Source organism: Bradyrhizobium diazoefficiens, from assembly GCF_016612535.1.
GTDB classification, from domain to species: domain Bacteria; phylum Pseudomonadota; class Alphaproteobacteria; order Rhizobiales; family Xanthobacteraceae; genus Bradyrhizobium; species Bradyrhizobium diazoefficiens_C.
Genome location: NZ_JAENXS010000001.1, coordinates 3257980 through 3277414, shown reverse-complemented (window position 1 = coordinate 3277414; position 19435 = coordinate 3257980). Strand labels below are relative to the sequence as shown.

Here is a 19435-nt window from a genome sequence, read left to right as displayed (position 1 = left end):
AATCGGCACTGAGCCGTTAACGACTTATTAACCAGCCCAGCCTACCTTGCGGTTACTTTTCGGTTAACAGCCGATTGCCTCCCAGCTCGTTCTAGGAGAACAGTCGATGCCCATTGAGGCCCAGACATATATCGCACTTGGTGCCCGGCCGAAAATCTCACCCGAGGCCGCCCGATCGGTTGCCAAGCGGCTCAAATTGCCGCGCTCACTTTCGGATAATGGCAAAGCACTCCTGAGCGTTGATCTCGCTGAAGTCAGGCATACTCCCTGCCCACGAGGTGGTCGTCGCGCGGGCGACATCGTCCCATTCGTGGAAAACATTGAGACGTCGCAGACGGAAATTGTGCAGCTCGAAGCAAGGACGGCCGGTTACGGCGCGAATTTCGAGCGCGAACGCGAGCGCGCCGAGCGCCTGATGGTTGAAGTGCTGCAGGCGACCGCAGACGCCATGCCGCTAGAGAGGCGACGACGCGGCTTGAGGACGAGGTGGCGGCTCTACGGACCGGCGACCGAGTCGGCACGATCGACAGCCACGGACAGGCCGCACGTGGACTAGGATATCTAGCTGCGATCCTGGTGGAGACAGACTGCAAGGTTCCTCGGTAGCAATCCGGGTCCGCCATTCCAACGTGCCGAAGAAATCATGAGGTAAAAGTGACCGACATCAGCGACATTCGCGAGATGAAAGCGCGTATTATTGTGTTTGGAGTCGGTGGCGCCGGAGGCAATGCCGTCAACAACATGATCGCGGCCGGGCTGGAAGGCGTCGACTTCGTCGTCGCCAATACCGACGCACAAGCGCTCACCATGTCCAAGGCCAAGCGCCTCATCCAGTTGGGCACAAAGGTGACCGAAGGGCTTGGCGCCGGCTCGAACTCCAAAGTAGGATGCGCCGCGGCCGAAGAGGCAATTCATGCGATCCGGGATCATTTAACCGGTGCAAACATGGTGTTCGTTACCGCTGGCATGGGCGGCGGTACGGGAACTGGGGCGGCTCCTGTTATAGCCAGGATCGCGCGTGAACTTGGCATTCTCACCGTCGGCGTCGTCAGCAAGCCCTTTCACTTCGAGGGCCAGCGCCGTATGCGCGTTGCTGAAGCGGGCATCGCGGAACTGCTGAACGCGGTTGACACCCTGCTGATCATCCCAAATCAGAATCTGCTCCGCGTGGCCAACGAGAAGACCACATTCAACGATTCCTTCGCCATCGCCGATCAAGTGCTCTATTCGGGTGTGGCCTGCATCAGCGACCTTATCGTCAAAGAAGGTCTGATCAATCTCGATTTTGCCGACGTTCTCTCCGTCATGCGCGAGAAGGGCAAAGCCATGATGGGCGGGGGTGAGGCTTCTGGCGAGAAGCGCGTGCTCACCGCCGCCATGGCCGCGATCTCCAATCCATTGATCGAGGCCCCCTCGATCAAGCGCGCTAGTGGCCTCATCATCTCGATCACCGGCGGCAAGGACCTGACGTTATTCGAGGTCGACGAAGCTGCTAGCTGCATTCGCGAAGGGGCCGACCCGGACGCCAACGTCATCGTCGGCGCCACTTTCGATGAACGCCTGGAGGGTCTCGTCCGTGTCTCGGTCGTGGCGACTGGCATCGATAATCTGGACTCGGCGAATAAGTCCATTGCGGGGATAAGCACCTTCCAACTACCAAATGATTCGAAGTCGCAGTTCGATGCAGCAATGTCGAATCCAACGAGGATGCGGCAAGCGGTTCAGGCTTGAATGATTCTGACCGAGCTGTACTGCGTGAGTTTCTGCTCACGTCGACTACCGACTGCAGGAGGATTTCGGAATCAAGTTTCGATCCCATGCGGAATGGAATCGCAGGGATCCCCAGATGGACGCTGTATCGACGGCCCCGCGTTGACGCTAAGCCAGAACGGCAATCGGAAACGTCCAGTTTTCGTCATGTACCTCAAATCGACAGACAACGAGTGCGCCGATCGCAGGGTCTTGTCGATCGCAACGTACGCCGTCCTTCTTCAAGTCGACCGTGTGCTGGATAGATTCACGATGGAGCCAATCGCGACGACAGCCAAAATTCCGACGACATAAGCCGGACAGACGTTCACGGACAAGACCGCGAAAGTCGATCAGCGCGAGGCGCCGAAGCGCAGTGGCCTCAACAATGCTTTGATGCCCCTGTGAGAGAAACGCCCCGCCCGGCGGACCGGGCGGGGCTCCTTGGCGACCTCAGTCGCCGTTCTTACGGGGCCGCGACCAGATCAGGCTGAAGCCGTCGCCGCCCTCGTCACTGAACAGGTTCGCGTAGATCGGTGCGTTGAACGAGGGGTCGTCGAGCTTGAGCGAGAGATAGTCGCGGCCCTCCTCGGAGCGCTTCGACCAGGCGGCCCCGATCTCGGCCCGGCCGACGAAGACGCGGTGGCTCGGGGCATTCTCGTTGCTGCCTTTGGCCTCGGGCACGATGCGGACGCCCTTGGTCTGGAGGCTGAGGGTGACGATCTCGCCCTGGAAGTCGCTGCCGACCTTCTTGAAAGAACCGATGGTAGCCATGTTACTTCTCCTTTGCTGTTTCGAGCCGCGACCACCGCGGCCTCGATGGCGATCTACAGGCCGAAGACGATCGACGACGCACCCGCCTGCGGGCCGCAGCGCAGCGGAGGACGCCAGCGGCGCGACTTTCTTGCCTCGCGAGGAATGGGCGTAGCCCAGGGGAAGAAAGTCGCGCTGCTGGCGTTGCGTTCAGGCGATCGAGGCGCAGCCGCTCTTCGGCCAGATCGAGCCATCAAGAGGCCAGGTGGTCCGTGCGCTGAACAGCACCTCGGAAGAAGTCGTGGCGCCGCTCGGTTGGGCTGCACAAGAGGTCGCTGCGGTCAGGCGTAGAGTTGGAAACAAAAGCGAAGAAAGGGCGAACGCGCTTGCCGTGAACCAGCCGCGATGAGATGCCCCTGGCTGGGCTGCCTTCCGCCGGGAGGTTAGGTGCCAAGTGCCAGGTGCCAAGCGCTCGGAGAACGCCGCGACTATCGCTCGCTCGAGCTCGTTGACCCATCAACGCTTGGACCGCACGTACTCAGCCGTCGAGATCCAAGGCTCATGCTTGTCGCGTCGTGGCCGAGAGGGGCTACTGATGTTCCTCCAACAAAGCCTCGCCCGATGCCGGAGTCCCGGCAAAGCTGGTGATCCGTCTCCAAGCCATGCCGGCGATGGCAAAGGCGCCGGTCCAGCTGAAGATAGCCTGCCAAAATGAGGATGGCATCGCGATTTGCGACAGGCCATGGGCGAGGTGATAGCCCGCGACAGCCGCCGGGACGGTGAAAGCTGCGGCAATCACCGCGCGCACGAACGTGGATCGCGCCCAGATCAAGGCGCTTTGACCGATGAGAACGGTCGCGGCGCCGGCAAGAATTGCGACCAGAGCGGCGGAGGCAATGCCCGCGCCAGCGTGAACAGCCGCCAGACCTGCGGAAAGCGCAACGAAACAGGGCAGCGCGTAGACAGCAAGAGTGAGAATCAGCCAGCAGAGCAGGCCGATGCCAAGCATATTGAGGACGAGTGCGATGATAAGCATGGTGGTGGCTCCGCGACAAAAGACATGACGCTCGCGCCTTCCACCACCACCACGGCGCGAAGAGAAGAATAGCGCAGAATGCGCCGCTGTGCGAGTGCGTGGCCTCGTTCGTCGAATCGGACAAGAAACGAAGCGTTCTGCTCGAGCGCTATATCGGTCGCGTCAGAGAATTTGCACTGATCAGCGCTGGCGACTTGGTCTTCGATCAAGAAGCGCCGATGGATGACGGCGCTTACGCGCCGCCGAACTTCCAGACGGGAATGCCGAGCTTCCTGGCCTTGTCGGCAAGGTTGTCCTGTATCCCGGTGCCCGGAAAGTGCATGAGACCGATCGGCAGCACTGCAAGCATGGCGTCGTTACGCTTGAACGGAGCTGCCTTGCCGTGCTTGGTCCAGTCCGGCTTGAAGGCGATCTGAGGAACCTTGCGGCTGGTCGCCCATTTGGCGGCGATCAGCTCGGCGCCCTTCGGCGAGCCACCGTGCAGCAGCACCATGTCCGGGTGCTTGGCGTGGACCTTGTCGAGGCGACCCCAGATCAGGGAGACGTCATTACAATCGAGCCCACCAGTGAGCGCGATCTTGGGTCCCGCGGGCAGCAACGCCTCGGTGTCCGCGCGACGTTTGGCGGCCAGGAAATCGCGGCTGTCGATCATCGCAGAGGTGAGCGTGCGGTGATTGATGAGTGACCCGGAACGGGGGCGCCAGGGCGAGCCGGCATGAAGCTCGAATTGATCAGTCGCCAGATCGCGGAACAGCTCCATGGCGTTGCGGCGTTCGATCAATGTGACGCCTTCGGCGGTAAGCCTTTCCAGTTCGACGGATCGCACCTCCGATCCATTCTGCTCGCGCTGGCTCTTTTGCTGGGCCTTTTCGTTGTCGTCGAGTTCGCGCTCGATGCGGCCCGTGGCGCGATGGAAGAGATTGACGGTCGACCAGAGGAGATCTTCGAGGTCGGGTTCAAGCCGTGTGTCGCTCAGGCTCGCCACGAGCGCATCAAAGATGTCGGCGATCGCGCCTGTGATGGCCTTGACGTCGGGAAGCGGCCGTGGGTCAGGCTCCTCGTGAAAGGGGCGATGGCCATAGAGCTGAAGCTCGTTGAGGATATGATCGGTCGGTGATGAGCCGTGCGGCGGTTCGAACTGCTTGTCGTCGTGTTCGGTCATCATGGCTTGGGTCCTTTGCCGTTCGGCCGCGCCCATCGCGGCCTTCGTGGCGATCACCAGACGGCGGGCGGAACGGACCAGAACCCGGAGCGATCAATCCGCCGAAGCCCGGAAGGGCGCAGGTGGAAGCGCAGGGCCGCAGCGAAGCGGAGGATGGCAGAGGTGCGGCTATTTTGTTTCGCGATGCAAAGGCGCGTGAGCGCCGGCGGAAAATAGCCGCACCGGAGCCATTGCCGGGCCGGGCCGCTTGCCGTCCGATCGCCCTCTAGAAGGCCGTGGGCGCGGCGCTGTCTGGCACAGGCACCGCACGCAATGATCGGTCATGACGATAGCGCGTTCAAATTGCCTGGCGCGTTCCCGTCGACCTCGGACGCGCCAAAATGCCGGCGATATCCTCAGGCACGAGTTGCGCACCCAAGGCTGAGTTGGATTCGACCACCTGGAGATGACTTTGACGCAGCCGATATCGTAAGTTGCTCTTCGGCAGCAGCAATGAGCGCCAGCGCTATCGCTTTTCCGGCGAGACTTCAGCAGCGACCCGAAAGATCCCGCCTCGATGTCATCGTATCCAGCCCTGACGGAATCAACGACCAGTTTCGTCGAGTCCAGCGACATGAGAGCCGGCTGGAAGCGGATCTTGTGCGGGGTGTCTGCGGGAGCGACATTCCAAATCTTGTCATCAGGAATGCGTTTTTCCATAGCGCACCAACTGCGGCAAAATGCGCGCTTCCATCGCACACGACAGCCGCATTCGGTTCTCCATTGGCTTGATCCGTTCACGAACGGTGCAAGTGCACACTATTCCGAAAAGAGCTTCACGCCGAGTAGACCGACAACAACCAGCATGACAGAACAGAGGCGAGCAAGATTTGCACTCTCACCGAAAAACGCAATGCCGACAATCGCTGTCCCCACGGTCGCAATTCCGGCGAAGGCCGCATAAACCGTCGAAGCGGGCAAGCACTTCACGGATTCACCCAATAGAAAAAAAATAGGAAGAGCGAAGACCACCCCCGATAAAACTGTTGTCCATTTCGAAAGCCCGACCGAGCGCTTCAAAACGAAGGGCCAAGCGATCTCGAACACGTCCGCCAGAAGTATGTATAGCCACGCCATCAGATATCCCTTTCATCAGGCGTCGCGTAGCACAAGCCGCATGTCGATCGCGACCGTCAACTGATCCGCTTTGGTCAAAGGCGACCTACCAAATTCGGTAGTGGCACGGTCGCTGTAGCTCAGATCGCTGCCGAGTGACTGCGCGCGCATCTCGGCAGAGATGGGCAAGGCCGGCTGTAGCGCCCTTCCAAACCCGACTGCGGTCCGCAACATCATCGACAACACAACATGATCTGCCGGCGGCGCCGCAGGTCGATCGGTCAAACCGCCCCGGCATCGGCGAACAGCATAAAGCGAAGGATATCCTGCGGCGCGAGTTGGATGCGCAGTGCCGCCCACAGGGCGCCGAGGCCGTATGCATGCAGGTCCTCGTTGAAGTCGCCCGTCCGCGGAGACAGGACGAGCGCCTCGATGCCCGCGGCTTCCGCGCGTTGCGTCAATGCCGCGACCGCCGTGTCACCCGCGGCATCGGCGTCGCGGGCGATGTAGAGCCGACGCAGCGTCGGCGGAAGCAGAAGGGCGGCAAGGTGGTTGGCCGAGAGCGCGGCGGCCATGGGCATGGCAGGCAGCGCACAGCGCAGCGACAGCATCGTCTCAATGCCTTCGCCGGCAGCGAGGACGTCGTCGGCCGCGCCAAAGCGCACGGCATGGCCGAGAAGACCGCCCATGGCCCGACGCGGCGTGTCGACCGGCGCCTTGCCAGAGCCGTCCGGCGCGAGCCAGGTGCGATGTGCGCCAGTGATGCGGCCGGCAAGATCGGTGACGGCGGCGATCATCGCCGGCCAGGTCTCAGTCGGCGAACCGTCGTCCGGGCGATAGTAGCTGCGCGGATGAAACCGCAGCGCGCCCGCATCGTGGACCGCCTTGATGCCGCGATTGCCGAGGTAAGTCTCGACCAGCGTTCGGCGGATCGGCTGCGACATGGCGATGAACCGCCGTGCCGCTTCCACCGATCCGGCGGGGACGGGTATGCGAACGGGCTTTGGGCTGCGGCGGGGTTCGGCGCGCGGCAGACGCAGAAAGCGTCGTGCCTCCCCGGCGACATCGCGAAACTCGACGAAACCGCAGCTCTCGCGGATCACGTCGAGGAGATCGCCATGTTCGCCGGAGGCAGCATCGGTCCAATGCCCGGCAGCGCCGGGACCACACTCCGGTCCGCTGAGCCGGACGAACATAGAGCGGCCGGGCGTATTGCGGACGTCGCCGACGATCCAATAGCGGCCCTGGCGCCGTCCATTGGACAGGTAATGGCGGCAGACCGCCTCGGCCTCACGGGCGAGGCGCCGCGCCAGTTCAGAAGCATCGCGGGACATCACGCAACCTCCCGCAGTGTGTTGGCAGCAGGCCGCGGAGACGCTGTCGATCGTCTGTGAGACAGCACCCAGGCGCAAACGCGCACCATCATCCGCCGCGCACCCTGCCCGGTCCACTTGCCGGCCGGTCCTTTGGGTGACTCGTGGAGCCGTACGAGCAAGGAGCGGCCGGGCCGGTTGGGGACATCGCCCAGCAGCCAGTGGCCTCTCTCGGGCTTGCGGTTGGAGAGAGAGTAGCGGCACACAGCCTCGGCCTCGCGCGCGAGACGGCATGCCCGTTCGAAAGCATCGCGCCGCATCAGGCGGCCTCGCGCTCGCAGATGCGCTCGACCGGGTAGCATTCGAGCACCTTGCCAAGCACGACGGGCCCGCTTGCATCCGTGGGCACGAACATGCGCAGCTTCCAGGAGATGATCTCACTGAACAGTCCGTAAGTCCGTAAGCGCTCGCGCATGGCGTCGTTGAAGTCCGCGAGCTCGATGCGATGCGCACCCATGACGCGGACGCGCCGTAGTGTCAGGCCTTGCGCAAGCTCGACGAGCGCGCGGCCTTCGAGCAAGGCGGCGAAGACGTCCTCGGGTTTGAGCGTCGGCCGCTCACCCAACAGCGCGTTGGCCACCCAGGCGGACGAGACCTTCCGCCCAATGATCCGCTCGCCGGCGTCGGTCTGGAGGCGGTAGACGCGGGTCGACTCGTTTGGCAGCCGTTTCCAGATCGGCAGGAGGAGCCCGGCGACGACATGGATCGTGCTCTCGGTGAACTCCGGCAGGTCTGCAAGCTCAGCTGTCCAGGCTGCACTGAATTGCTCACGGTCTGTCTCGATCCAATAGCTTTCGCCCATGGCCTTGGACGGGACATTGTGGCTTTCCATCGGCCGGACCAATTTGACGCGCTGCTCGATGTCGCCATCGTCCAGCATCAGGCTTGGAGCGGGGACTTGCACGGCCGCGCGGCCGGATCGTTCGTTCACCAGCAGGACCGCGCGGCGGTCCGACAGAAGGCCGAGGGCATCAACGAGAGTGAGCGGCCGGTTGCGTTCGCGCTGGACGATCGTGAGCAGCCGTGTCTCGGCGCTGGTCGCGGGATGGGTGTAGATGGTGCGCCGAGCCGTGACGACGAAGCTTCCGGCACGAAGGGTCTCGAGGCCCGCATCATAGAGTCCGGACGCGATTGCGCCTTCGATCCGCGCCGTCAGCAGCTGCTCGAAGGCGGTGAACAGCACGTTTTGCAGCTCGATGGTCAGCGCCAGCAGACGGTTGAGAAAGGTCGTGATCGGCGGCAGGTCATCCCTGATGCCATTGGAATCGACGAGTTTCAGCCCGGTCGCATTCTCGAACATCTCAAGGGAGCAACCATCCACCTTGCCCCGAGCCAGGAGCAGATAGAGTTGGCGCAGAGCATCACGGCCGTAGATGCTTTCGAGATTGTCCTCGGGCCGAAACAGCCCCTGGCCTCCGGTCTGACGCTGACCGCGGGTAATCGCGCCGAGCGTGTCGAGGCGGCGCGCGATCGTGCTGAGAAAGCGCTTCTCGGCCTTCACGTCGGTGGCAATGGGACGAAACAGCGGCGGCTGGGCCTGATTGGTCCTGTTGGTCCGGCCGAGCCCCTGGATGGCCGCATCGGCCTTCCAGCCGGGTTCGAGCAGATAGTGCACCCGCAGACGGCGATTCCGCGCCGACAGCTCGGCATGGTAACTCCGCCCCGTGCCGCCGGCATCCGAGAAGACGAGGATGCGCTTGAGATCGTCCATGAAGGCCGCGGTTTCGGCGAGGTTCGCCGAACCGGCGCGGTTCTCGACCATCAGGCGGTCGTGTTTGCGGATGATCCGGCGTGAGCGCCCGGTGACCTCGGCGACGCTGTCGGTGCCAAAGCGCTGGACGATCTGGTCGAGCGCGCCGGGCACGGGCGCAAGCGAGGCAAGCTTCTCGATCAGCCGGTCGCGCCGCGCAACGGCGTCCCGGCTCTCCACGGGCTGACCATCACGGTACACGGGCCGGGACGAGAGATTGCCTTCGCCGTCGGTGAAAGGCTCGTAAAGCTGGACCGGGAAGGAATGGGCGAGGTAGTCGAGCACGTATTCGCGCGGCGTGATGTCAACCTGGACATCCCCCCATTCCTCGGTCGGGATTTCCGCGAGCCGGCGCTCCATCAGGGCTTCGCCGGTCGAGACGATCTGGATGACCGCGGCATGCCCTTCGCGGAGATCGCGCTCGATCGCGCAGATCAAGGACGGCGTCTTCATCGATGTCAGCAAATGGCCGAAGAAGCGCTGCTTGGCGGACTCGAAGGCCGACCGGGCGGCCGACTTTGCCTGGGCGTTCAAGGTCCCGGTCTCGCCGGTGATATTGGCCGCCCGCATCGCGGCATCGAGATTGTTGTGAATGATGCTGAACGCGGCCGCATAGGCATCATAGATGCGGATCTGTTCGGGGGTGAGCTCATGCTCGATCAGTTCATATTCGACGCCTTCGTAGGAAAGGGAACGCGCCGCGTATAGACCCAGCGCCTTGAGGTCGCGTGCCAGCACCTCCATGGCCGCGACGCCGCCGGCCTCGATCGCCTCGACGAACTCGGCGCGCGTGGCGAACGGAAAGTCCTCGCCGCCCCACAAGCCGAGCCGCTGGGCATAAGCCAGGTTGTGAACGGTCGTGGCGCCGGTCGCGGACACGTAGACCACCCTGGCATTGGGCAGGGCGTGCTGCAGCCGCAGGCCTGCGCGTCCCTGCTGCGAGGCGGCCTGCTCGCCGCGCTCGCCCCTGCCGCCCACGGCGTTTTGCATGGCGTGGCTCTCGTCGAACACCACCACTCCGTCGAAATCGGAGCCCAACCATTCGACGATCTGCCGGACACGCGAAAGCTTTTCGCCGCGCTCATCGCTGCGCAGCGTAGCGTAGGTGGTAAATAGGATGCCTTCCGACAGCCGGATCGGCGTGCCCTGGCGGAAGCGTGAGAGCGGCGTGACGAGGAGCCGCTCCATGCCGAGCGACGACCAGTCGCGCTGCGCGTCCTCGATCAGCTTGTCGCTCTTGGAGATCCAGACCGCCCGGCGCCGGCCCTTCAGCCAGTTGTCGAGCAGGATACCGGCGACCTGCCGGCCCTTGCCCGCGCCGGTGCCGTCGCCCAGAAACCAGCCGCGGCGGAAGCGGACCGCATCTGAAGCGTCGTCACGGGCGGCTGCCACAACGTCGAAGGTCGCATCGACCGTCCATGCGCCTGCAAGGAATGCCGCGTGTGCTTCGCCGGCGTAGATCACGCTTTCAAGCTGGGCTTCCGACAACAGCCCGTCTGCGACAACGTTTTCCGGAAGACGGGGCCGGTATGACGGCTTCGGCGGAGCAACCGAGGCCATCGCGGCCGACTGCACCAGTTTGGTCGGATGCGGCTGCGATCCGTCAATGCGGATCGATTGCAGGATGTAGTCCTCATAGAGGGCATCCGTCAGATAAGCTCCGTCCGGAGGAGTCCAGTCGACCGTCTGGTAGCTGAGCTCTACGCTTTGCGGATCGTCGAGCTGCTGGCCGGGTGAGGGCCGCATGGCGAAGGCGCGAACGGGTCGCCGAACCGGCACGGTCGAGCTGACCGGAGCGAGCACAGGTGACGTGATTGGAAGCCGCGGCGGCACATGTTCGAGGACCCATGCCAGCAGCGTGGCTGCGTCCGGCGCCATGCCCGGACATGCTGGAAAGACGCTTCTGTCCGGCGCGGGCTGCTTGTCGATGACGGTGAGCCGCGTCTCGATGGCCGTGCCGTGCCTGGCAAAAACCGCCCCTGCAATCGCTGCCGAAAATACCACGCGGCCGCGCTCCTGGAGACGGATGAAGGCGTCGGTCCACGCTGGATTGTCGGGCGCGAGATTTGCGCCGGTGATCGCGACGAGGCGACCGCCGTCGCGAAGCCTGGCCAAGGCCGAGGAGAGATGGCGCAGTGCTGCGTCCGCCATCCGCCGATCCACATTGGGCAGAGCCGAAAATGGCGGATTCATCAGCACGACGCTCGGGGCGACAGCAGCCTTGAGATGATCGTCGATCTGCGCCGCATCGTAGCGCGTGACGGTCACGTTTGGAAACAGGAGCTCGAGCAGCCCGGCGCGCGTTTCGGCGAGCTCGTTCAGGGCGAGCGAACCGCCGGAGATCTCGGCGAGGATGGCGAGAAGACCGGTGCCGGCCGAGGGCTCCAGCACCAGGTCTGTGTTGGTGGTCGCCGCCGCGGTGCAGGCGACGAAGCCAAGCGGGATCGGCGTCGAGAATTGCTGAAGTGCCTCGCTTTCTTCCGACCTGCGCGTATGGGTTGGAAGCAGGCTGGCAACCTTGGCCAGCATCGAGAGCTGCGCTGCCGGCGATGCCGCCTTAGTCCGCATGGCGGCGCCGTGCTTGCGCAGGAAAAGAACGGTTGCGGCTTCACAGGCCTCATAGGCGGCTTTCCAATGCCAGGCACCGGCGGCATCCGAGCCGCCGAAGGCGCTTTCCATCGCGGAACGCAGAACATTCGCTGCATCGACGCGCCGCCCCTGTTCGAGGTCGCAGAGGATAAGCCGCGCGGCTTGGGCGATAGAGGACGCAGCCGCGGCGGTCGCGGAGCAGGACAGATTGATCATGACAGTTGAGCTTTCGAGGAGAGCGGGAAGGATCGGGCCGATGGGCGCTCTCTAAGGCCCGACCGGCTCAAACCTGTCCCGGCCGATCTCTCACTCTGCTCACCTCTTGCCTCCACCGCGGGCGGAGGACGCGGGCCACGCCGCGCGCAAGGCTCAGCGCGACGGAGCCGCATTCCAATCGGGATAGGGGGGAGTCTCGCGACTCCTCCCCTCCCACACCACCGTACGTACGGGTCCGTATACGGCGGTTCGCTGGATTAAGCGGCAAGAGTTGTTCTGTTGCCGCCGTAGTTTGGATGTCAGCGATCGTCGCGCTAGCTTCGACTCCTCCGATCAGCGCCAGTCAGGGCTTCACCCGTTCCCGCCGTTCCGAAGCCGGTTGCCCGGAATTCAGTCGCATGGCCGATGCGATACCACTGCATCTACTCGTCGCTTCCAGCGTTCAGGCCTTCAGCGAAACTCGTTCCGCCTACTATGCCCTCTGCTGACTTCTGCGCCGCGGTCAGGCCGCCTTACGACGACCTCAGTCCCGTTGCCGGAACACTGCACAGATCTCCCGAGGTAAGACCGACCGCTTTCGCCGCACGCCCGCCGGATTTACCACCCCGACCCTTGATGACCGTGGACTTCGCGATCACTTGCTCGCTCGTCCGGCCGGGTAGGCCTCGTTATCCGGTTCTTGTCCATCGGGCCGCGACTTTGCTCCACGCTGTCTTCAGACCCCACCTCGCGATGACGCCCTTGCGCTTCGCTAATCCTTCGCCGTCACCAGGCTGGATAGAGGACTTCCACCTCCAAGCTGTCGTTCATACTCGGCACACAAATGAGAAGCCCGGCGCGATGCCGGGCTTCGGAAGCAAGTTCGAATGAAGCGCACGGCGGGATTGCCGCGCTACGCCCGGACCTTCATTCAGCGGCAATGCCGTGTGGCTGAACGTCGTCTGCGGTGCCGCTAGCGTCCTCATCGCCAGCGAGGAACTCGGGAAGCGGACCCGCGTCTGCATCCTGGTCTGCCGATTGGATAGCGTCAGTGAGGCGCAGTGGCTCCGGCAGCCATCCCGTGCCCTCGAGAAGGCGCTCGGCTTCGCGGGCCATATCGGCCTTCTTCAGATGGTCGATCAGTTCTGCGGAGGCATCGCCCTTTGCTTGCCTCACCGCCTCCAGAATACGTGGCTTGGTGACGCGGCCGAGGTAATTATCCACGGTCGGCCTCCAGCCGGCCTGCACCATGTCGAGCCCGACCGCCCGCGCCAGCACGTCGGCCTGGCCGAGCCTGCGCGCGAGCCCATCAGCGGATACCCGCCCCTGAGCGTAGCGGTTCACCGGTTCATAGAGGGCGTTGACCGAGAACGACGCGCAATGGGCGAACAGGGCTGCTTGCGCGTTGCCGTCCAATGCGCAGAGCGTATCCCAAAGCGCCTTTGCATCGTTCGGGAGCCGCGCTTTCCAGGCTTCGTGCCTGCTGTCGATGGCCTTGGCCGGCGCGCTGTCCTTCAATCCCGGAGCCTGGGCCGGGAATGTCGGCGTGTGCACCGCGATCTCGAGGCAACTGCCGGATGATGCAAACCTGTAGAAGCTCGCCAGCACGAAATTGTGCAGCACCGCCAAAAACGCGAGCGAGGGATGCTCGGCGAGCGCGTCGCGTAGCGCCAGCGTTCGATAGGCTGTCAGCTCGGTGATCAGCCGGTCCGGCAGCGGTCTTGCAGCATCGTCCTCATCCTCTTCGGCCGGCTCGGTTGGAGCGCCACCGACGCTGATGGCGGTCCGCTGCACCGGAGCAACGGCATCCGTCCCGTCAACGGTTGCGCTGGCCTGTCCGGGGTCGGTATCGACGACTGCAGGTTCATCCTCGGGGCGGACGTAGCCGCGATCCACCGAGAGCCGTCCGTCGGAATCGATGCTGATGAAGACCCCGGCGCGGGCGATGTCGGCCGGATCGTAGATCATTGGCCGCTCCTCGAGCGCGAGCAATGCCGCCTCGATCTCGCCAAGGCGCTGGTCGACCTCCTCGGGAAGTTCGTCAGCATCCTGATACTCGGCTTCGAGCCTGTCATGCTCGGCATTGAGCGCATCGATCGTGGCCTGCTCCTCGATGCTGAGCGCGGCCGGCGTTCCCTCCAATTCCCGCCAGCCGCTGGTGTGGCCGAATGGAAAATCGACGGCCACAGAGATCCACTTCCAGCCCTCCGCCGCGATCACCTCGGCGTCCTGCTTGAGTTTCTCCGTGACAAGACGGTCGAGCAGGGCGACGTCCTGGAGCCAGCCGCCGTCGTCGTGCTCGAACAGATCGTGCAGGACCGGACCACCGGCCCGCTCATACGCCTCGATGCCGACATATTGCGCACGGCGATCGGACCCGCGTACGGTGTTCTCGGTCAGCATGCGGCGGATCTGGTACGGCTCATCATAGCCGGAGCGGCTGACATTGTCCCAGACCTGCTCCTGGCGCGCGTGATCGCCGCTCACCGAGAACGCCATCAGCTGCTCCAGCGTCATGCCGTCCTCGGCATAGACCTCATGCAGCTTCGGCGAGACCGAGGCGAGGCGCAGGCGCTGCTTGACGATTGCCGGCGCCACGAAATGCCGTGCGGCAATGTCCTCTTCGCTCATGCCGAGGTCGCGCAGCGTCTGGAATGCGCGAAACTGGTCGAGCGGATGCAGGCCGACGCGCTCATCGTTCTCTGCGATCGAATCGTCTTCCGCGATGCCTCCCTCGCGAACGACACAGGGCACGGGCTGCGACTTCGACATGCGCTTCTGCTTGACCAGGAGCTCGAGAGCACGGTAGCGCCTGCCGCCGGCCGGCACCTCGAACATGCCTGTCTCATTGCCGTCGGCGTCCACGATGGCGCGGACATTGAGGCTTTGCAGCAGCGTGCGCTGGGCGATGCTCTCGGCAAGCTGCTCGATCGAGACGCCCGCCTTGACGCGCCGAACGTTGGACTGGCTCAGCACCAGCTTGTTGAAGGGAATATCACGCGAGGGCGACAGCGTGATCTTTTGGACTGCCTTGGTCATTTTTCGTCTCCACGACGGGCGGCCGAAAGCCTCTCTCTCGACCTCAACCCGTCGTGGCGCTCGGCGCCGCCCTCTTCCTCTATTTCGCAGCCAAGCTCCGCTCACGCCGCCTCCTGATCTGCCTCGGCAGCATGGGCCGAAGCAGTTGGATTATCTGCCGGCAGGAAGCCAACCAGATAATCTGCGGCTTTGCTGGCCTGCGAGGCCGCCCGCACGATCGCGCGGTTGTCCTCCCGCAGGACTTCCAGCCAGGAACCGATATAGTCGGCGTGCCGCACGGTCGGCACGATGCCGAGTGATGCGCAGGAAAACGCGGCACACAATTCGGCGATCAATTCCTCGAACGCGTATTTTTTCGTGCCGTACGAACCGCCGAGATCGCGGTTGAGGCGCGAAGGATGACCGCTGGCATGACCAAGCTCGTGCAGCGCGGTCCGGTGCCAATTGATCGGTTCGAAATAGGCCGCCGGCGGCGGCACCTGCACATAATCTTCTGCCGGCATATAGAAGGCGCGATTGCCGCCGATGCGAAAGTCGATGCCGGTTGCCTTGATCAGGGCCTCGACCTGCGGCTCGATCATGCCCGGCAGCGGCATTGGCGCGGTGGTCGCGATGTCGGCGGAGAGTCCGTCACATTGATCGGTGTTGAAGACGGTGAACCGCTTCAGGAATGGAACGGCCTGCGCCTCCTCGCCCGTCTCACGCGCACGGCGCCGTTCGTCGGCCGGCACGAAGCGGTCGGCATAGACCACGGTTGTGCCGCGCTCGCCCTTGCGGACATGACCGCCGAGCGCAAGCGCCTGGCGGAAGGTCAGCCAGCTCTGGCCCGCAAAACCGCGCTCGATCACCGCCCCCCAGAGGATGAGAACGTTGATGCCGCTATAGGGCCGGGCGGACGCGGCGTTCCTTGGCATCGACAGCGGCGCCTTTGCCGCCTCCGTTCCCCAGGGTTGAACCCAGGGCACGCGGCCGGCCTCCAGCTCGGCGATGATCTTGTCGGTGATTTCGTCATAAAGGGTGGCCCGGTCCTGTCCGGTGCGCGCGCGAGGATGTCTGGACATCGCGGATCTTTCGCGACGGGCGCTGCAAGCCTCTCTCGCAGCTCCAACCCGTCGCGGCCGAACCGGCCAGCCCTCTCACTCTCAATGTTTGTTGCGGAAGCACTACGTCTGTTGCAGGCGTGGCGTGGTGCGAGTCTCTCAGACGAGCCAGGCCTTCGCGTCAGGGATGGAAGCCCGAATGGGTGAAAACCCGGCCGAAGGTCGGGGTTTCAGCGCAGCCGACAGCCCGGTCCCGCAGGAAGACGCACGGCAAATCCCATGCAGATGGAACGACCAGGCGCCTGGAAAAACCAGAGCATGACCCGAAAAAAGTGTACAGCGGTTTTCTCCCGCGACAAACGCGAAGCGCGTTTGCGCAGAGATCATGCTCAAACAAAACCTGAAGTGCGATGACGATTCGTCCCGATCAATCGCGCTTTAGATCTCCTCGCGAGTCTTCGTCTCTGCGTCATAGATTCTGATCCGAAGCATTGGAAAACGCTTCTTCAGCTCTTCCGCACCGCTCTTGGCCCCATCCCTGGTCGCAAATTCGGCCTTGAGTCGGCCATCTACTTCGAGCGCATATCCTGAAGCTGGCAATTCACCGGCAGCTGCAACCATCTTATACCTTTGCTCAACAGTGGGATCGAGGACATGGCTTACCCCGAGTCGCCCGATTTGCGCCAGCTAGAGCCATTTCCGCTCCGGAATCGGAAGGGGCCCTAGATTGTTGTTTTGACGCGTTTTCTTGACGCGAACCGGCATCCACTTCGCTCGAAAACGCTCTGCCAACAATTTTGATTTGCGGTCAAGCTGCGCAGGCTTTGATTCGCCCCGAGAAGACTCAAGGATGTGCGTTCGCGCCATCCGAACAATTGGACGGCGCGCCGCCCGACCGAATGCACGCACGGTACAGCCAGGGCTCCACATAGCTGCCAGCCCACATCCCTCGGCCTGAACGATCCGCATCGCGCTGCGCGGCGGAATAGCGGCCGTGGGAATAGCGCGGTCAATCGAGTGCAAGACCGTTGCTGACCAGCCATTCCCCGAGGTCGGCAGTCCCGACAAGACATGTCGCGACCGTACGCCCATACTGGTCTGCGGAAACCGGCGTGCAACTCACTGGACGTCGGGCGATGAAAACATCGAGTTCGTTGGCCGCCTTGGCGCCGCAGCGATACAAATTGCTGTCGGCACCCCGGCACAGCTGATTGCTTTCCGGCGCGTCGACACCCCAAAGCCGGATCCGGGTTCCATGTATGTCCAGCGTATCACCATCGATGACACTGGCCTGTCCGACAAAATCTGCAGCGGAGGCCGCCCCGGACAGGAGCAGGAACGTGAGGATGAGGGCTCTGCGCTTGCTCATGATCATGTGTCCAGTGGTCAGCGCAGATTGCGCGGATCAAATTGGGGCCAATTCTCGAGCCGCTCTTACGACGGCAGACGAGCCGGCGCCCGGGCAGTCATGCGCGTGGAGCATAATCCGGAAAGCTGTGCAGCGGATTTCCCGACAAACGCGGAACGCGTTTGCGCGGAGACCATCCTCAAACGATAATCTAAAGCGCGATGCTGATTCATCTTAAATCTCGTCGCGCTCGAGAGTGAAGAATGACCAGCGCGTGAGCGCTGGCGCCCTGTTCTGTTCGATTTGCCGGGTGACCGGCCAGAAGGTCCAAGGGCTGATTGCGGAGGTCCCCGGCACGCATGAGATGGTAACTACGTCGCCTTTTCGAGCCATTCACCGCGTCGATCCCATTGATGACGCGGTGCTCAGGGCCAACCCCAACAAGGCGAAAGAGCTGGTAGCAAACGCCGCGGACGGAGCTTCGATTGTCAGGCATTGATCCGGCTCAGCTCCACGCGGTTGCGGAGGACGATACAGCGCGAGGTTTCCAGCGCGATTGTTCCGGACTGCGCCAGCTGGCTGAGCGTCCGCGACACCGTCTCGATCGTCAAGCCGAGATAGTCGGCAATGTCCTGACGCGGCATCGGCAGTTCGATCGAAGGAGCGGCGGCATTGCGGCCCGCCATTTCCAGCAGAAACCCGGCCACCCGTTCTTCGGCGCTCTTCATCAGCACCATTGCGTGCTCGTGCATACGCTGCAGCTCGCGGACCGCAAGGGACCAGAGCTGTTTGGCAACATCCTTTTCGTACTCGGCCTGGACCATCACGGCGCTGCGCTCGGCGACCACGACATGCGCCTCCCTGATCGCTTCCGCGGAGGCAAGATGCACCTCGCTGGCTTCGACGTCAAAGATATCGCCCGGCAGATAGAAGCTGCCGATCTGGCGACGGCCGTCATCCAGCGTGCGACAGGTTCGCACCGCGCCGGAGATGACCTGGTAGAGGTATTCAGCCGGATCGTCTTCGGCGTAAATTTCAGCGTTGCGCGCAAAGCGCGTCGATGCGCCGATCAAGCCCAGCGGGCCTTCGGGCAAGGAGTTCGACCGAACCGCAGCGGCCGGACGCGCGTGGGTTGAGGACCCGGCGGCTGCGGCGGTGAGCATGGCAGATCTCCGGTTTCGATTGTCGGTGACGGCAGTCTGCGCGCTTCCCCGGGTTTCAAAACTCGTGTCATTCCCCTAAGTATAAATCCGGAGGCACCCGCACTCTTCGGGTTGCTTGCCGGATCGTGCGCCCGTGGGTAAAATCGACGGTTGCAGCCCCATCTTTAGCGGTTTTCGGTGCAGTGGTCGCGCTGCAACTAAGAATCCGCCTTACGGCAAGAGAAATGCCAGACCAACGTTTTGCCTTCGGTCTTTTTGCTTGTGCACCCCCCAAGTTGCGAAATGATCCGCTGCCTTCAGGCGAAAGTGCAAAAATTCTTAGTAGCCATTTTGACAATCGTAAGCGTCGCCTTGAGCGTGACCCTTGGGGTCGTACTTCAAGAGCCCGAGGTCTCAATCATTGAAATCGATCGAGACAGGGCCGCTCTCAGCTCACGGATATCGACTACGCAAGAGGAGAGCGAAAAGTACGGACAGGGACTTCTCAGATCTCCAATCGAGGTTCGGCTCGCAATCGCGCGAAATACGCTGGCCATGCTCGACAAAAAACGAGCTTCTTTCGTCAGACGCATCACGTTGGATTATCGGCTGGACGGTCAACGCCAACCGTACCGGCAAACCATTGCTATCGACCACCGCGTGGATTTTATTCGTCAAAGCCGCCGCGTGACCTTCCCATCGATTGGCACCGATCCTGATGATGCAGCCTCCATGTTGATGCACGCGGACAATCGAGGTGTCGATCATTTGGACAGCGGCATCTTGGGCAGCAGCAAGTGTGTCTATGATGCGGCCTCAGACATCAGCGCGCCGCCAACGGACGAAGCGGTTGTAGCATGTGGTGGACGGAACCAAATATCTCGGGCAGATCACGCCAAGGTGCTCCAGAGCGCAAGACCCAGAAGATGCCATGAGGACACGACGGTCGTTAATCCGTGCCCCCAGTTTCGAAGCTTGATGACAGGGGGCTGACCGGACGCAACGCCTCTGCGCAGGTCCCGGTCGGACGCTTACTGGGTCAAAGCGGACATCAGCCAGCCGACAATCTCCGCTGAAACCGTCGAAAGTGATCCGTTGCGGAATTGCCGCGCCTCGACCAAAGCCTGCTTTTGACTTAACAGACCTGCCAACGAGTAAAGCTCT

General features: G+C 62.9%; 12 protein-coding genes and 3 pseudogenes. 2 read left to right on the top strand and 13 right to left on the bottom strand.

Going from position 1 to position 19435, the window contains the following annotated elements:
* Nucleotides 1-106: 106 nt before the first annotated feature.
* Both JJE66_RS15500 and ftsZ read left to right on the top strand, forming a co-directional pair.
* Nucleotides 107-556: a hypothetical protein gene (locus JJE66_RS15500; protein WP_246756212.1), complete on the top strand. Its 450-nt coding sequence runs from the start codon at nucleotides 107-109 to the stop codon at nucleotides 554-556.
* 98 nt (nucleotides 557-654) lie between these two features.
* Complete coding sequence (ftsZ, locus tag JJE66_RS15495) at nucleotides 655-1731, top strand: cell division protein FtsZ (protein WP_200515070.1); 1077 nt, start codon at nucleotides 655-657, stop codon at nucleotides 1729-1731.
* A gap of 471 nt (nucleotides 1732-2202) precedes the next feature.
* Here the strand turns inward: ftsZ and JJE66_RS15490 are convergent, their stop codons facing one another.
* The 13 genes and pseudogenes from JJE66_RS15490 to JJE66_RS38890 all read right to left on the bottom strand — a co-directional run.
* A complete protein-coding gene (locus JJE66_RS15490; RefSeq protein WP_200515069.1) occupies nucleotides 2203-2523 on the bottom strand; it encodes a DUF736 domain-containing protein in 321 nt (106 codons plus the stop codon).
* Nucleotides 2524-3091: 568 nt separating this feature from the next.
* Entirely contained in the window at nucleotides 3092-3538 is a 447-nt protein-coding gene (locus tag JJE66_RS15485; protein ID WP_200515068.1) for a hypothetical protein, read from the bottom strand.
* A gap of 232 nt (nucleotides 3539-3770) precedes the next feature.
* Nucleotides 3771-4700 carry a DUF2493 domain-containing protein gene (locus JJE66_RS15480; protein ID WP_200515380.1) on the bottom strand — a complete coding sequence of 310 codons (930 nt, stop codon included), beginning with the start codon at nucleotides 4698-4700 and terminating at the stop codon, nucleotides 3771-3773.
* A gap of 798 nt (nucleotides 4701-5498) precedes the next feature.
* On the bottom strand, nucleotides 5499-5816 hold the full coding sequence (locus tag JJE66_RS15475; RefSeq protein ID WP_200515067.1) for a multidrug efflux SMR transporter: 318 nt from the start codon (nucleotides 5814-5816) through the stop codon (nucleotides 5499-5501).
* 260 nt (nucleotides 5817-6076) lie between these two features.
* Complete coding sequence (locus JJE66_RS15470) at nucleotides 6077-7129, bottom strand: toprim domain-containing protein (RefSeq protein ID WP_200515066.1); 1053 nt, start codon at nucleotides 7127-7129, stop codon at nucleotides 6077-6079.
* 110 nt (nucleotides 7130-7239) lie between these two features.
* Nucleotides 7240-7428: pseudogene (locus JJE66_RS38025) on the bottom strand (DNA primase); the annotation flags it as partial.
* On the bottom strand, nucleotides 7428-11723 hold the full coding sequence (locus tag JJE66_RS15465) for a bifunctional class I SAM-dependent methyltransferase/DEAD/DEAH box helicase (protein ID WP_200515065.1): 4296 nt from the start codon (nucleotides 11721-11723) through the stop codon (nucleotides 7428-7430). The pseudogene JJE66_RS38025 and the gene JJE66_RS15465, both read right to left, overlap by 1 nt.
* A 906-nt stretch (nucleotides 11724-12629) precedes the next feature.
* Complete coding sequence (locus JJE66_RS15460; RefSeq protein ID WP_200515064.1) at nucleotides 12630-14741, bottom strand: ParB/RepB/Spo0J family partition protein; 2112 nt, start codon at nucleotides 14739-14741, stop codon at nucleotides 12630-12632.
* A 101-nt stretch (nucleotides 14742-14842) separates the two neighbouring features.
* Nucleotides 14843-15802 (bottom strand): ArdC family protein, encoded by a 960-nt coding sequence (locus JJE66_RS15455; protein ID WP_200515063.1) that lies wholly within the window; start codon nucleotides 15800-15802, stop codon nucleotides 14843-14845.
* Nucleotides 15803-16219: 417 nt separating this feature from the next.
* Nucleotides 16220-16402, bottom strand: a complete 183-nt coding sequence (locus tag JJE66_RS15450) for a hypothetical protein (RefSeq protein WP_200298255.1) — start codon at nucleotides 16400-16402, stop codon at nucleotides 16220-16222.
* 223 nt (nucleotides 16403-16625) lie between these two features.
* A pseudogene (locus JJE66_RS15445) lies at nucleotides 16626-17150 on the bottom strand (thermonuclease family protein).
* 467 nt (nucleotides 17151-17617) lie between these two features.
* On the bottom strand, nucleotides 17618-18292 hold the full coding sequence (locus JJE66_RS15440; protein ID WP_200515062.1) for a helix-turn-helix domain-containing protein: 675 nt from the start codon (nucleotides 18290-18292) through the stop codon (nucleotides 17618-17620).
* 594 nt (nucleotides 18293-18886) lie between these two features.
* Nucleotides 18887-19228 (bottom strand): annotated as a pseudogene (locus JJE66_RS38890) (IS5 family transposase); the annotation flags it as partial.
* Nucleotides 19229-19435 lie beyond the last annotated feature (207 nt).